The sequence below is a fragment of the Rhizobium lentis genome (assembly GCF_014200175.1).
In the GTDB taxonomy this organism is placed as follows: Bacteria; Pseudomonadota; Alphaproteobacteria; order Rhizobiales; family Rhizobiaceae; genus Rhizobium; species Rhizobium mulingense.
The window spans coordinates 90,663-105,021 of the sequence record NZ_JACHBD010000008.1 but is presented as its reverse complement, the minus strand read 5'-3'; the positions used below and the strand labels follow the sequence as shown (position 1 = coordinate 105,021).

The window sequence follows — 14,359 nt, the reverse complement described above, 5'->3', positions numbered from 1 at the left end:
GCCAGAAAATTCAGACCTGAAGCGCGAGGAGCGAATCTGAAAGATCGCGACGCGCTTCAGTCACAAAGCTGCGGAAAAGCCCCTCCTCCCCTTACCGCGATCAGCGGACCAGGAAGATGCCGGCAGCGAGAAGAATGATGAAAACGAAGAGGCCACCGAGAAGGCCGGCGCCGCCGAAGAACCCGGCTGTCATGGCAAGCAGCAGGACGATGAGAAGCATCGAGCCGTATTTCGTGGCCGCGATGAACATGTCGTAGGTCTTTTCATGTTCCCGGTAATCCATCGGCGCGCCGGTCTCGACCGGTCCGGTATGATGTTCGGCCATAAATATCGTCTCCCTGAAATGCCTCTGCGCTGCCTGATTCCCCCGCTTAGGCCGAGGGAAATCCCTGCCTGCAGGAATTACACAATGACAGGCGAAAGCGCAATGCATGAGAATGCCGCAGCCACAGTTCCAAACCACCCCTCTCCCACGGAGGAAAAAGGCATGGCGGGACATCGGCTGCGGATCTTGTCATCGCCTGATCTCCCCCGTCCGGAGGCAGGAGAAATCAGAGGGGCAGGTCAGTGCCGAGTTCACCTGGCGGCACGAAACGCGCCGTCGGAATAATGGTGAGCGGCGGCAACGTGTCGTTGGGATTGCGCGAGAACATCATACGCTGCTCGCTGGCGCTGGAGATGAAGAAGGGATAGCGCGTCAACAGCTTGCGCCCGACCTCGACCACATTCGTCGCCATCAGTGTCATGTCGATCCCGTAATTCTTCGCCAGTCGGCCGGGGACGATCGTGTCGGCATAGAAGACCCGCTTATAGAAAGCGGCATGCGGCGGTCGAACGAACTGAAGCACACGGTCTGCGCGGAAATAGGCGGCCGCAACAATGGTGGGCCTCAGTGTCAGATAGGGAACCCAGGGCAGATCGGCCGTGAGTTCCGGATCGGCCGCGAAACGCGCCGGATCGATCAGGGTCAACCCTGCATCCAGGAGTTCGTCCATCGCTTCGGGAAAGGCGCCGCCGGACTGACTGAGGCGGTGATCAGGTGTCACATAATGAACTCGGATCGTGCTGATCAGCTCACCATAATAATACAACCCGAAAATATAGGCGTGGCTGTCGAAATCGCTGTCATCAAGCAGCCCTTTCGGAGCGAGCGCCAGGACGTCATGGGCCTTGTAAGCCTTGTAACGCAGGCGTTCCACCTGTTCCATGTCTTCGCTGCTTTCAACGCGACGATATTCGACATGATCCAGAATATCCAAAATTTTCCTGCTGAAATCGCCACCCTTGAACAGTGTCTCTGACATTCTCTCGATCCGCTCGTTAACGGATCATTAATCATACGCCGGTGAACTTTAGGCAAGGAAATCCGATAATTCGGCCCGTATATAAACTATTAAGGTTAACGGTGCGGGGGATGGTCAGCGGAAGAATTGGCGCTCACAGAGCGCTCAGGCGACCTTATTGCGGCGACGTTGCACGGGGCGGCGGCCGATGCCCTGCTGCAACAGCGGGATGTTTTGGGAAGGCACCGGCTGCGAAAAAACATAGCCCTGCACCAGATCGGTGCTGCGGTGCTTGTTGAGCAGCGCGAGCTGCTCCTCGGTCTCGACACCCTCGATGACGATCTTCAGGCCGAGTTCGCGGGCGAGATGGACCGTGCCGCGCAACAGCTTGAGACGGCGGGTATCCTCGACGATGTTGCGCACGAAGGAACGGTCGATTTTGACGATATCGAGCGGCAGCGTGTCGAGATAGCTGAGGCTGGAGAAACCGGTGCCGAAATCGTCAATGGCGATGGTGATGCCGCGGACCCTCAGCTCCGCCAGGATGGCACGCACGGCCTGCGGCTCGTCGATCAGGCAGCTTTCGGTGACTTCGAGATGCAGCCGCGCCGCATCGAGGCCGGAATGAGCGAGCGCATCGGCGACCACGGAAAGGATATCGGCATCGCGCAGGTCGCGTGCCGAGAGGTTGACCGAGACGGCGATATGGTCCGGCCAGCTCGTACACTCGCTGCAGGCCTTGAACAGGACGAAACGGGTGATGTCGGAGATAATGCCCATCTCTTCGGCAAGCCGGATGAACACGTCGGGCGGGATCGAGCCCTTCTCCGGATGCACCCAGCGGGCCAGCGCTTCGGCGCATTCTATCCTTGTGCCATCAGCTCGGAACATCGGCTGGAAGACGAGATGCAGCGCCTGCGCCGAAACCGCTTCGCGCAGGTCAGCCTTCAATTTCTGCTGTTCGATATAGCGCCCGTCCATCTCCCGTTCGAAACCGGATATGCCGCCCTTGAGGCGGGACTTGCTTTCGAACAATGCAAGATCCGCCTTGACGCTCCACTCGTCCATCGCAAAGGCCGAGCTTTCGAGGATCGCGTAGCCGGCGCTGAGCGAAACGAGGAAGGTCAGCTCGTCGACCTCGTAATGGCCCTGGATCGCGGCGTGCACGCGGCGAATCGAGAGCTCGAGCGCGGTGGGCTCCTTCGCATGTGGGAAGAACAGAATGAACTGATCGCCCATCAACCGGCCAAGGATGGCATTGCCGCAAGCCTGCTTGATGCGAGCGGCGATGGCGCAAAGCAAATGGTCGCCGGTGACGTGACCACGCATGTCGTTGACATGTTTGAACTCGTCGATATCGAGGACCATGAAGCCGAGCGGGCCGGACTTGCGCGGGTGTCTGGCGAGATATTCCTGTACCAGCTGTCCGAAATATTCGCGGTTCGGCAGGCCGGTCAGCGCATCGAAGCGGACCATGTGCATGATCTTCTGCTCCGCCTTCACCCGGCTCGAAACATCTTCGAAGATCAGAACGGCGCCGCCGTCGGCCCTTCGGCTGGCGGAGAATTCGAGCGACAGGTCCTCGGGGAAATGGATGAGCGTGCGTGACAGGTTGCCGTCGGCGACCTGGGTGAGCTGGCGCAGGATGAGCTCCGGCTGCGAGGCATCCATGAAGCTGTAGCGGGCGCCGTAGCGCAGCACGGCGCCGAGGTCACGATCCTTCAGCCGCTCCGGTGCACCGATCCTCAAAAGCTCGCAGGCCTTGCGGTTGACGACCTGAATGCGGTTTTCCACATCCACCATCACCAGGCCATGCGGCATGTTGTTGAGCGCCGTATCGAAACGGTCGGCGATCATGGTGATTTCCCGGCGCGCGATCACGTTCTCGTAAAGGAACTCGCGCACGCCATTCGCCATTGCCCGCGTCGTCAGCCAGAAGGGAATAAGGAAGATCGACAGGAGACCGCGGTAGAAATCCAGCGCCAACAGGCTGCAGACGATCATCGGCAGGCAACAGGAGAACGTCTGAAGGTCGACCGCGAGGCGCGAACCGTAGTTGCGGCCGACGACCGAAACCATGGTTGCCATAGTGACGGCAATGCAGGCAAGCTCGGCAAAGGAATCGCGCACGACGAAGATCGCGTAGCCGCTGGCGATACCAAGCAATGCCGTGGTGCAGGCAGCACCGGCAACCAGAATCCGCTCCCAACGCTCGATTCCGGCGTGCGACAGCCTCTCCTTGTCGACACGGTCAAACTGCCGGAAGATGGCCATGCGCACGCTGAAGACCAGAAGGAAGGCGGCAGAGAGGAAAATGTAGACGGAAGACTGTGTCTTGGCGGCGACGGCAAGGCATGTCGCCACGTGGACGATTACGCCAGCAAGAAGCGTCATGCGGTTCCCGGAAAGGGAACTCACAAACGATAGATACACATCTATAGGGACCCTGTTCGGGCTATCTGGCTTCATCCACACTTTCCCTGTGCGCGGGAATTCTAGTGGCAACCCTTTAAAAATTGATTTCAATCGAATCAAACATTTGGTCAAATTTTCTAAAACCCAAGGATGAGCGCCACAGCCTCGGCGTGATATTGCAGCCTTTTCGCGAGATTGTTGAAATAATCATCCACGCCTGGGTTGTTAAAATAACTGCCGGCCCCTGGGGCCGGCCATCTAAAGCGCCGCCTCAGCCCCGAAAATCGGAATCGTTTTCGGAAAAATCCGAAGCGCGCGCGGAAATGACGAGACGGCGCTGTACGACTATGCGCCTATGCGCGGCATTTATCCTTCCAATTTCGAAGGTCGTGGTCTACACCGATTCCAAAGAGGGGAAAGCTGCCGAATAACGGCAGGACAAGAATAAGGGAAACGCATGTCGGGACTTCTGGCGGCAAGCCGGCTGATCGATTCGGTCAGTCGGATCATGGGCAAACTTTCCGAATATATGGTGCTGTTCTGCTGTCTGATCAGTGCCGGAAATGCCATCGTCCGCTATGCCTTCAACTACAGTTCGAATGGCTGGCTGGAAATCCAGTGGTATCTGTTCGCCTTCGTCGTCATGCTCGGCGCCTCGCATGCGCTGCGCAACAATGAGCATGTCCGTGTCGATCTGATCTATGGCGCCGTGTCCGACAAGGCGAAGATCTGGATCGACGTCGTCGGCCTCATCCTGTTCCTCATCCCCGTCTGCATCTTTCTCACCTGGCTCTGCTGGCCCTTCTTCGCGCTGTCCTACCGGCAGGGAGAAATATCGGGCAATGCCGGCGGATTGATTCGCTGGCCCGTCAAGCTGATCCTGGTCGCAGGCTTCGGCCTGCTGTCCCTTCAGGGCGTTTCCGAGCTGATCAAGCGGATCGCCGCCCTCACCGGCCATATCAGCATCGACACGAAATACGAAAAGCCGCTGCAATAGCGCCCCCGGGGAGGAACGGATTTGTTTGATTTCGGCATTATTCCGCCGGCCATGTTCCTGGGCATGGTCATCTTCATGCTCTACGGCTTTCCGGTCGCCTTTTCGCTCGCCGCCGTCGGCCTGTTCTTCGGCATCATCGGCATCGCCACCGGCCATTTCAGCGAAGCCTTTCTGCAAGCGCTGCCCCTGCGCTTTTTCGGCATCGTCTCCAACGACCTGCTGCTCGCCATTCCCTTCTTCACCTTCATGGGCGCGGTATTGGAACGCTGCGGCCTTGCCGAGGATCTGCTCGAAGGCACCGGCAAGCTCTTTGGCGGAATTCCCGGCGGCCTCGCCTATGCCGTCATCCTCGTCGGCGCCGTCCTCGGCGCCATCACCGGCACGGTGGCCGCCTCCGTCATCACCATGGGCGTGATCTCGCTGCCGATCATGCTGCGCTACGGTTACAGCCCGCGCCTTGCCACCGGCGTAATCGCCGCCTCCGGCACCATCACCCAGGTGATCCCGCCCTCGCTCGTGCTCGTCGTCCTCGCCGACCAGCTCGGCAGATCGGTCGGCGACATGTATCTCGGCGCGATCGGCCCCTCGATCCTGCAGGTGACGATCTTCGTCCTCTTCATTCTGGTGATGTCGATCATCCGGCCGAAATCGATGCCGCCGCTGCCGAAAGAGGTGCGCGGCGATCTCAACTGGGCGCTACTCGCCAAAGTGCTGATGGGCATGGTGCCATCGATCGTGCTGATCTTCCTCGTGCTCGGCACGATCTTCATGGGCCTTGCGACGCCGACGGAAGCCGGCGCGCTCGGCGTCGTTGGCGCCATGCTGCTCGCCGCCTTGCATCGCCGTCTCACCTGGCCGCTGATCCGCGAGGCGATGACGTCGACCACCCATATCACGTCGATGGTGGTGATGATCTTGATCGGCTCCACCTGTTTCAGCCTGGTCTTCCAGGGCATGGACGGTTCGCGCTGGATCGAGCACATGCTGTCGGGCATCCCAGGCGGCCCGGTCGGCTTCCTGATCTTCGTCAACATCTTCATCTTCGTGCTCGCCTTTTTCCTCGATTTCTTCGAAATCGCCTTCATCGTCATCCCGATGCTCGCCCCCGTCGCCTCCAGTCTCGGCATCGACCTGATCTGGTTCGGCGTGCTGATCTGCGTCAACATGCAGACGAGCTTCATGCATCCGCCCTTCGGCTTCGCGCTCTTCTATTTGCGTTCGATCGCCAGCAAGGACGTCAAGACATCCGATATCTATATGGGCGCTCTGCCCTGGGTCGGCATGCAGATCATCCTGGTGGCAATCGTGATCTTCTGGCCGCAATCGGTCACCTACTGGCTGGACCATGGCCCGAAGGTCGACCCGAATTCGATCAAGATCGAAGTGCCGGGCTTCGGCGGCCAGCTCGGCCTGCCGCCGTTGGGCGGGGGCGGCAATGGCGCGCCGCAGCTTCCGGGCCTCGCCCTGCCGCCGCTGAACGGTCTGCCGGGATCGCCGCCACCTGCCAAATAACGTGGAAAAGCAAAACCCCCGGACGGAAAATCCGGGGGTTTTGCTGCCGGCCCTAATCAGGCGTCGGCGAATGCCGCTGGCGGAAAGCTTAAAGCTTGCCGGCCCGCTGCTGGATCATCATGAACGTATCGAAGGTGTATTCCGAGAGCTGCATCCAGAGATAGGCATCACGCTTGAAGGCCGTCTGGTCCTCATAGATCTTCTTGAAATACTGGTTCGTGCCCGAGATCTCATTGTAAATGCCGGTCGCCGCCTGGAAGCAGGCCTCCATGATCTCCTGGCTGAACGGGCGCAGCGTCGCCCCTTCCGCAACCAGTTGCTTCAGCGCAGTCGGGTTCTTCATGTCGTATTTCGCCAGCATGTTGGTGTTGGCGAAGGCGCAGGCATCGGTGAGCGCTGCCTGATAGTGCTTCGGCAGGCCGCTCCATTTTTCGAGATTGAAGAAGGCGTGCACCGTGGGTCCGCCTTCCCACCAGCCCGGATAATAGTAGTACTTCGCCACCTTGTGGAAGCCGAGCTTCAGGTCGTCATAGGGGCCGACGAACTCGGCCGCATCGATCGTGCCTTTTTCCAGCGCCGGGTAGATGTCGCCGCCGGCGATCTGCTGCGGGATGACGCCGACCTTCTCCATGATGCGGCCGGCGAGGCCGGCGATGCGCATCTTGACGCCCTTGAGGTCATCGAGTGTATTGATTTCCTTGCGGAACCAGCCACCCATCTGCGCCCCGGTATTGCCGGCCGGCAGCGCATACATGCCCTGCGTGGCGTAGAATTCGTTCATCAGCGTGTTGCCGTTGCCCTCATAGAACCAGGCATTGGTCAGGCGGCTGTTGAGGCCGAAGGGGATGGCCGTGCCGAAGGCATAGGCCGGATCCTTGCCGACGAAATAATAGGAGGTGGTATGTGCCGCCTCGACCGTGCCGGCAGCCACCGCATCGACGGCCTGCAGGCCCGGCACCACTTCACCGGCTGCGAAAGGCTGGATGGTGAAATTGCCGTCTGTCGCGGCGGCAACATGCTTGGCGATATCCTCGGCCCCGCCATAGATCGTGTCCAAGCTCTTCGGAAACGACGACGTCATACGCCATGCGATCTTCGGATTCTCTTGCGCGATCGCAGGCGCTGCCAGCGCCGTTGCGGCAACGGCGCCGGCGCCGGCGGTTCCCGCCTTCTTGAAAAACGAACGACGATCCATTAAAAACCTCCCGTATAGATGGCACTGCGCGGCCAATCCATCCCTACCCGCAGCGAGGGCAGAGCTAAGCATGGAGGGGGCCGCGATTCAAGCTTTAGTCTATTAGCCTTTGGCATCAGGATAGCAATAGGTAGCGCGCGAGGCGCCTATCAAAATCAGCAGCTTAGCGCGAGCCCCCGAACCGCGGCGCCGTTTTCGGCGCAATTGGTCATCGGACAATGCCAGGCGTTGACTTCACCGCCGTTCTAGCGGCAAAAACGACGAGCAGAAGATTTTACCGGTGCAAACATGACGAAACCGATCGTTGCCATTCCTGCCGATATCCGCAGCTTCGACGGCGCAACCTGGCATGCCGTACAGCATCAATATCTCAGTGCCGCATTGAATGCGGCCGGCGTCATGGCCTTCTTGATTCCCGCCTTTGAGGCAGGCTACGATTCCGACGCGGTGCTCGACCGCATCGATGGTCTGCTGGTATCAGGCTCAGCCAGCAATGTGCATCCCTCGCTTTACGGCGCCGAGGCGACCGACCGGGACGGCCCCTTCGACCGCGCCCGCGACGCCACAAGCCTGCCGCTCATCCGCCGTGCCATCGACCGCGCCATCCCGCTGCTCGCCATTTGCCGTGGCATTCAGGAGCTGAATGTCGCTCTCGGCGGCTCGCTGGCAAGCGAGATCCACGAGCAGCCCGGCATCTGGGACCATCGCCGGCCGGACGGTGTCGACCGTGACGGCATGTACGCCATCCGCCAGACTGTCCACGTCAAGGAAGGTTCCTGCATCGCCGGCATCCTCGGCCCGGGCGATATCCGCGTCAATTCGCTGCATCGCCAGGCGATCGCCAGGACCGCGCCGCGCCTGCAGGTGGAAGCCACCGCCGAAGACGGCACCGTGGAGGCCGTTTCCGTCATCGATGCCAAGGCCTTCGCCGTCGGCGTGCAATGGCATCCGGAATATTGGGCCGAAACCGACAAGACATCGAACCGGCTGTTTGCCGCCTTCGGCGACGCCGTCCGCAGTTATGCCGCCGCCAAATTGCCAGCGGCAGCGGCGCAGGCAATCGCCTGAAGAGGCCAAAAGTGCCTTGCATCAAATTTGATTCATGCGACTTTGATTCATGCGGCGCGCTTTAGGCCCTTGTTTTTACGCATGTCGTTGTCCCGGAGCCGCTGCACACGTCCGGGCGACATGCATAAGAACTCACTTTCCCTCGGCCTTTTGCGGCGTCTCCGGCACCGGCGTCAGCGCCGTCCCCTTCTCAAACCAGGCAATTAGATTGTCGGCCACGAGATCGGCCATAGCATTGCGCGTGGGCACTGAGGCTGAGGCGACGTGCGGCAGCAGCACGGCATTGGCCGGTTCCATGAGCGTCGCCGGCACGGTTGGCTCTTCATAGAAGACGTCGAGGCCGGCCGCGCCGAGCGCGCCTGACGCAAGGGCCGCACTCAGCGCCTCTTCATCCACCGTCCAGCCGCGGCCGACATTGACGAGGATGCCGTTCGGACCGAGAGCGGCGAGGATATCGGCATCAATCGTCTTATGCGTCTGCGGCGTCTTCGGAACGATGGCGATCAATGTGTCCACCGCCTCGGCCAGTCCCTTCAACGTTGGGTAATATTCATAGGGGGCATCGGCATGGCGCGATCGGGTGTGATAGCTGATCTTCACCTTGAACGGCTCCAGCCGTTTGGCAATCTCGAGCCCGATGCGGCCGAGGCCGTAGAGGCCGACATGACGGCCCTTGAGCGAGAAACGCGACAGCGGATAGGCCGTGCCCGGCTTCCAGTTGCCCGCACGCAGCCATGCTTCGGCCCGCGGCAATTCGCGGATCGTATTCAAAAGCAGTCCGATCGCCGTATCGGCGACCTCGTCGTTCAGGACATCAGGCGTATTGGTGACGACGATACCCTTTTCGGCCGCGCGCTTTACGTCCATGCCGTCATAACCGACGCCGAAACTGGCGATGACCTCGACACCAGGCAACTGATCCATCCAGGCGCCGGGAAAAGCACCGGAGACGGCGACGCCACGGATGCGGCCGGCTGTCTCACCGTCGATCCCCAGCTTCTCCTCGCGGGCGGCGGCGATGATCTCAAAACGATCCTTCAGTCTTTCGAGAACACGCTCGTGTATCTTCCCAGGAACGAGAATGGCGATGCGGGACATGGCTTTTCCTCTTGGATGGGCTTTGTTCAGGCGCGGGGCCGATGGGGACTGGTCGACTGGCGAATGCGCATCTCCGGCTTGATGAGATGCATGCCGTCAGGTTCGTGACTGCCGGCGAGACGATCGAGAAGCGCGCGCGCAGCCAGGCGGCCGACTTCGGTCTGTCCGTTCCAGACGGTCGTCAGCGCCGGCGTGGCGATCGAGGCTTCCTCGAGATCGTCATAACCGGTGACGGAAATGTCGCGCCCCGGGACCAGGCCGGCACGGGCTATGCCGTTCATCAGGCCTATTGCGACGAGATCGTTCCAGCAGACGGCCGCCGTCGGCTGCTGCGGTAGCGAAAGGAAGTGCACCGCGGCCTCGAAACCGCCCTGCTTCGAGCGCGGGCCGGGAATGCGCAGGTTCGGATCGACCTCGATGCCGGCCTTGCGCAGCGCATTGACATAACCCTGGTAGCGGTCGCGGCCGGTGGAGGTCTGGTCGGTGCCGCCGATCATCGCGATCGAGCGGTGACCGAGGCCGATCAGGTGGTTGGTGGCAAGTGAAATGCCGTAACTGTCGTCACCGCGATAGGTCGGCAGCTCCAGGCCATCCATCGAGCGAGCGACAAGGATTGCCGGCATGCCGTTTTCCTCCGCCAGCTGCAGATCTTCCGGCGGCGTGCCGATCGCCGGCGACATGATGACGCCGTCGCCGCCGAGCTGCAGGAGCGTCTCGATGAAGGTGCGCTGCTTTTCAACATTGTCGTAATGGTTGGAAAGGATGAAGGTGTGGCGGCTGCGATCGAGCTCGCTTTCGATCGCCTTCAGGATCTCGCCGTAGAAGGGGTTCATGATGTCGTGCACGACGACGCCGATGATGCCGGAGCGCGAGGTGCGCAGGCTGGCGGCACGGCGATTGTAGATGTAGCCGAGCGCGCGCGCCTGTTCCTTGATCTTCTCCCGCGTATTGCCGGCAACCAGCGGACTGTCGCGCAAGGCGAGCGATACGGTCGCCGTTGAAATGCCGAGCGTTTCGGCGATTGTCGAAAGCTTGATCTTCTGGACCACGTGTCCTCCTCCAGGCAGCACGCAAGACAGCAGACCGCATCGAAAAGCCGGCGCGGTCCCTTAAAATGTTTAATTAAAAGATTTAACAGGCGGAGGCAATTCGTCTTTTCAGCGAAATTTCAGTCTTCGTCAGGTTCTTCCAAAGGAAGCGCTTCGGCCTGCAGATTGGCGTCGATCGCCTTCAGCAGACGCACGAGATTGCGGATTTCCTTTTCTGAAAACTCCAGCGTCGCCAGCCTGTCGCAGGCCGCGGCCGCCATCTCGATCGCCCGCACGCTGTCACGACCGAGCGCCGTGAGATAGACCTTGGTCAGGCGCGCATCCTCGGCGTCGGGCTTGCGCTCGAGAAAGCCCTGCGCCTCCATGCGGCCGATGGTGCGGGTCATCGTCGGCGCCTTAACGCCGAGCTTTTGGGCAAGACCGCCCGCCGTCATGCCGTCGCTCTCGGCGAGCGAGAGAATGACGCCGTCCTGGCCGGCATAGAGGCCGCTTTCGAACAAGTTGCGAGAGAGCACCGTACGCATGGAACGAGCCGCCTGGGTCAGCGCCGGCGAGAGATCGACGAGCGTATATTCCGTCTGGTCCTTCTTCTTGGACTTGCTCTTCTTGCCGTCCTTATGCTTCTTTCCCATAGCCATCCCTTTGATCTTTAAGCCCCGACGCCGCTGCGATATGACATTGCCCAGGATCTCGTCATAAACAAGAGGCAACGACCGGATGATGACGCCTTCGCCCCGCTTCGACGAGAGCCACCCGGCCTCGGCCCCGCGCCGCCCCATCGCCGTGTTGCCGCTTGGCGCTCATGAGCAGCACGGCCCTCATCTGCCCTTCGAAACCGACACGCTGATTGCCCAAGGCATCGCCCAACGATTGAAGGCGGCCCTGCCCGCCGGCCTGCCGGTCACCTTTCTGCCCGCCGAATCGGTCGGCTACTCGATAGAGCATATGGATGTTGAAGGAACGAAGACGCTCGCTTTCGATGAGGCGGTTCACCAATGGCTAGGCATCGCCGAAGACCTGGCCACGCAGGATATCCGTAAATTGGTGATGCTGAACGCCCATGGCGGCAACTCGCCCCTGATGACCATCGTCGCAACCGAGGCCCGGGTCCGCTTTGCCATGCTGGCCGTGGCGACAAGCTGGACCCGCTTCGGCCTGCCGGATGGGGTGATCCCTCCCGGGGAAAAGGCGATTGGCATTCATGGCGGCGACATCGAGACCTCGGTCATGCTGGCGCTTCATCCTGACAGGGTCGATATGGCGAAGGCCGCAGATTTCCCTTCGCGTCAGACGGAATTTGCCGAACGCTTCAAACATCTGCGCGCCTACGGGCCGCACGCCTTCGGCTGGAAGATGTCGGATCTCAATGCCGAAGGCGTGGCAGGCAACGCCGCGGCGGCGACGGCTGAAAAGGGCGAGGCGCTGATTGCCCATGCGGTGAGGGGCCTGGTGGAACTGCTGGAAGATGTCGACGCCTTCGACGTCGGCGAGCTCCGGTGAGCACGACTGATTTTGCACGGGCAGATGACGTGATCTTATAACATTATAAAACCCTTTGAACTGCCGTGCCCATGCCATTATATGAGACCAACCGTTTAAGCAGCCGATCCAAAGCCGCTCGGCCGCACGCCTAATCCTAGAGGTTCTCATGACCGACGCGACAGCCACACAGAAGCCCATTCCCGTCACCGTGCTCACCGGTTATCTCGGTGCCGGCAAGACGACGTTGCTCAACCGCATCCTGTCGGAAAATCACGGCAAGAAATATGCGGTCATCGTCAATGAATTCGGCGAGATCGGCATTGACAACGACCTGATCGTCGAGTCGGATGAAGAAATCTACGAGATGAATAATGGCTGCGTCTGTTGCACGGTGCGCGGCGACCTGATCCGCGTCGTCGAAGGCCTGATGCGCCGCCCCGGCCGTTTCGACGGCATCATTGTCGAAACCACGGGCCTTGCCGATCCGGTGCCGGTCGCCCAGACCTTCTTCATGGATGACGACGTGCGCGCCAAGACCGAGCTCGACGCCGTTATCGCTCTTGTCGACGCCAAGCACCTGCCGCTGCGCCTGAAGGACAGCCGCGAGGCCGAAGACCAGATCGCCTTCGCCGACGTCGTCGTCATCAACAAGAGCGACCTAGTGACTGCGGAAGAACTTGACGTGATCGAGGACATTGTCCGCGCCATCAACCCGGCCGCCCGGGTCTACAAGACCAGCCGCTCGGGCGTCGACCTCGCCCGCGTGCTCGACCAGGGCGCCTTCAACCTGGAGCGGGCGCTCGAAAACGATCCGCATTTCCTCGAACACGGCCATGACGACCATGTCTGCGGCCCGGACTGCGATCACGATCATCACCATGATCACGACCATCACCATCATGATCATGATCACGATCACGGCCATCATCACAATGGCGCGATGTCGGCGATCCATGATGTGACGGTGCAGTCGGTTTCGCTGCGCGGCGGTGAGATGAACCCGGAGCGCTTCTTCCCCTGGATCCAGAAGATCACCCAGGTTCAGGGCCCGAATATTCTGCGTCTCAAGGGCATCATCGCCTTCAAGGACGATCCCGAGCGTTACGTCGTTCAGGGCGTACACATGATCATCGAGGGCGATCATCAGCGGCCTTGGAAGGACGGCGAGAAACATGAAAGCCGTCTCGTCTTCATCGGCCGCGATCTCGACCGCGAAAAGCTCGAGGCCTCCTTCAAGGCCTGCGAGGCAGCCGCCTGATGCCGACAGTTGCACCGCTTGATCTCGACGGCCACGTTCTGGCCGTCGAATTTTTAGGTGATATCCCCTTCTTCGCAAACGCAAACGGCACGTTTCACCGGCTGGACGGCGGCGAGAAGGTTTGCGAGGCCCATCAGGGCATGCTCACCGCCATCCGCGATCCTTATAGCGACAGCCTGATCTCCGGCGGCGAGGACGGCAAGGTTCTGCGCATTGCCGCCGATGGCAGCGTCAGCGAACTCGCAACGGCGCCGCGCAAGTGGATCTCGCAGGTCGCCGCCGGCCCGCAAGGCGCCATTGCCTATTCCTACGGCAAGAGTTCGCTGGTGCGCCTTGCCGACGGCACCACCAAGGAATTCCCCGAGGAACGCACGGTCGAAGGCATCGCCTTCGCGCCGAAAGGCCTGCGCATCGCCGCCGCCCGTTACAACGGCGTGTCGCTGCATTGGGTCGGCACGAGCGCCAAACCGGTCGATCTCGAATGGAAGGGCGCGCATACCGGCGTCACCTTCTCGCCTGACGGCAATTTTCTCGTCACCTCGATGCAGGAAAATGCCTTGCACGGCTGGAAGCTCGACAGCAAACCCGGCGCCGAGGCCCGGCACATGCGCATGACCGGCTATCCCGCCAAGGTGAAATCGTTGTCCTGGTCGGTGAAGGGCAAATGGCTCGCCTCATCAGGCGCGCCCGCAGCTATCGTCTGGCCCTTCCAGGGCAAGGACGGCCCGATGGGCAAGGCGCCGCTCGAACTCGGCACCCGCGCCAATATCATGGCGACCTCGGTGAAATTCCATCCGCTGGAAGACATCCTTGCCATCGGCTTCATCGACGGCATGATTCTGGCCGTACGCATCGCCGACAGCAAGGAAGCGCTGCTGCGCCGCCCCGGCAAGGGCGCGATCACGGCGATGAGCTGGAGCGCAAACGGCAAGCTGCTCGCTTTCGCCTCCGAAGCCGGCGATTGCGGTGTCATCGATATTTCGGCGTGAGCTCCTGTTGCCG

At 60.8% G+C, this 14,359-nt stretch carries 13 protein-coding genes; 6 read left to right on the top strand and 7 right to left on the bottom strand.

What is annotated here, in order from left to right; translation table 11 throughout:
• Nucleotides 1-100 precede the first annotated feature (100 nt).
• From GGI60_RS19425 to GGI60_RS19415, 3 genes are all read right to left on the bottom strand, one after another.
• The gene (locus GGI60_RS19425; protein ID WP_038691333.1) at nucleotides 101-325 is read right to left on the bottom strand and encodes an aa3-type cytochrome c oxidase subunit IV; all 225 of its coding nucleotides are present in this window, start codon (nucleotides 323-325) and stop codon (nucleotides 101-103) included.
• 226 nt (nucleotides 326-551) lie between these two features.
• Nucleotides 552-1,304 (bottom strand): N-acyl amino acid synthase FeeM domain-containing protein, encoded by a 753-nt coding sequence (locus tag GGI60_RS19420; RefSeq protein ID WP_183917869.1) that lies wholly within the window; start codon nucleotides 1,302-1,304, stop codon nucleotides 552-554.
• A 144-nt stretch (nucleotides 1,305-1,448) separates the two neighbouring features.
• Nucleotides 1,449-3,752, bottom strand: a complete 2,304-nt coding sequence (locus GGI60_RS19415; RefSeq protein ID WP_183917868.1) for a putative bifunctional diguanylate cyclase/phosphodiesterase — start codon at nucleotides 3,750-3,752, stop codon at nucleotides 1,449-1,451.
• Between the two features lie 403 nt (nucleotides 3,753-4,155).
• Here GGI60_RS19415 and GGI60_RS19410 point away from each other — a divergent pair, with 403 nt between their 5' ends.
• Together GGI60_RS19410 and GGI60_RS19405 are read left to right on the top strand one after the other, a co-directional pair.
• Nucleotides 4,156-4,695: a TRAP transporter small permease subunit gene (locus GGI60_RS19410; protein ID WP_183917867.1), complete on the top strand. Its 540-nt coding sequence runs from the start codon at nucleotides 4,156-4,158 to the stop codon at nucleotides 4,693-4,695.
• Nucleotides 4,696-4,716: 21 nt separating this feature from the next.
• A complete protein-coding gene (locus GGI60_RS19405) occupies nucleotides 4,717-6,207 on the top strand; it encodes a TRAP transporter large permease subunit (protein ID WP_183917865.1) in 1,491 nt (496 codons plus the stop codon).
• Between the two features lie 88 nt (nucleotides 6,208-6,295).
• On the opposite strand, the gene GGI60_RS19400 is transcribed toward GGI60_RS19405, so the two are convergent.
• On the bottom strand, nucleotides 6,296-7,402 hold the full coding sequence (locus tag GGI60_RS19400; RefSeq protein ID WP_183917863.1) for a TRAP transporter substrate-binding protein: 1,107 nt from the start codon (nucleotides 7,400-7,402) through the stop codon (nucleotides 6,296-6,298).
• A gap of 288 nt (nucleotides 7,403-7,690) precedes the next feature.
• On the opposite strand from GGI60_RS19400, the gene GGI60_RS19395 reads away from it, so the two are divergent.
• Entirely contained in the window at nucleotides 7,691-8,470 is a 780-nt protein-coding gene (locus GGI60_RS19395) for a gamma-glutamyl-gamma-aminobutyrate hydrolase family protein (RefSeq protein ID WP_183917861.1), read from the top strand.
• 132 nt (nucleotides 8,471-8,602) lie between these two features.
• Here the strand turns inward: GGI60_RS19395 and GGI60_RS19390 are convergent, their stop codons facing one another.
• The 3 genes from GGI60_RS19390 to GGI60_RS19380 all read right to left on the bottom strand — a co-directional run bounded on the left by GGI60_RS19390 (nucleotide 8,603) and on the right by GGI60_RS19380 (nucleotide 11,249).
• The gene (locus GGI60_RS19390; RefSeq protein ID WP_183917859.1) at nucleotides 8,603-9,568 is read right to left on the bottom strand and encodes a 2-hydroxyacid dehydrogenase; all 966 of its coding nucleotides are present in this window, start codon (nucleotides 9,566-9,568) and stop codon (nucleotides 8,603-8,605) included.
• Between the two features lie 26 nt (nucleotides 9,569-9,594).
• On the bottom strand, nucleotides 9,595-10,617 hold the full coding sequence (locus GGI60_RS19385) for a LacI family DNA-binding transcriptional regulator (protein ID WP_029532233.1): 1,023 nt from the start codon (nucleotides 10,615-10,617) through the stop codon (nucleotides 9,595-9,597).
• Between the two features lie 119 nt (nucleotides 10,618-10,736).
• Nucleotides 10,737-11,249, bottom strand: a complete 513-nt coding sequence (locus tag GGI60_RS19380) for a MarR family winged helix-turn-helix transcriptional regulator (RefSeq protein WP_183917857.1) — start codon at nucleotides 11,247-11,249, stop codon at nucleotides 10,737-10,739.
• An 85-nt stretch (nucleotides 11,250-11,334) separates the two neighbouring features.
• Between GGI60_RS19380 and GGI60_RS19375 the strand changes: the two genes are divergently transcribed.
• The 3 genes from GGI60_RS19375 to GGI60_RS19365 all read left to right on the top strand — a co-directional run bounded on the left by GGI60_RS19375 (nucleotide 11,335) and on the right by GGI60_RS19365 (nucleotide 14,346).
• Nucleotides 11,335-12,117 (top strand): creatininase family protein, encoded by a 783-nt coding sequence (locus GGI60_RS19375; protein ID WP_183917855.1) that lies wholly within the window; start codon nucleotides 11,335-11,337, stop codon nucleotides 12,115-12,117.
• Between the two features lie 148 nt (nucleotides 12,118-12,265).
• Nucleotides 12,266-13,357 carry a CobW family GTP-binding protein gene (locus GGI60_RS19370; protein ID WP_183917853.1) on the top strand — a complete coding sequence of 364 codons (1,092 nt, stop codon included), beginning with the start codon at nucleotides 12,266-12,268 and terminating at the stop codon, nucleotides 13,355-13,357.
• Nucleotides 13,357-14,346, top strand: a complete 990-nt coding sequence (locus GGI60_RS19365) for a WD40 repeat domain-containing protein (protein WP_183917851.1) — start codon at nucleotides 13,357-13,359, stop codon at nucleotides 14,344-14,346. The genes GGI60_RS19370 and GGI60_RS19365 overlap by 1 nt, the downstream gene beginning before the upstream one ends.
• Nucleotides 14,347-14,359 lie beyond the last annotated feature (13 nt).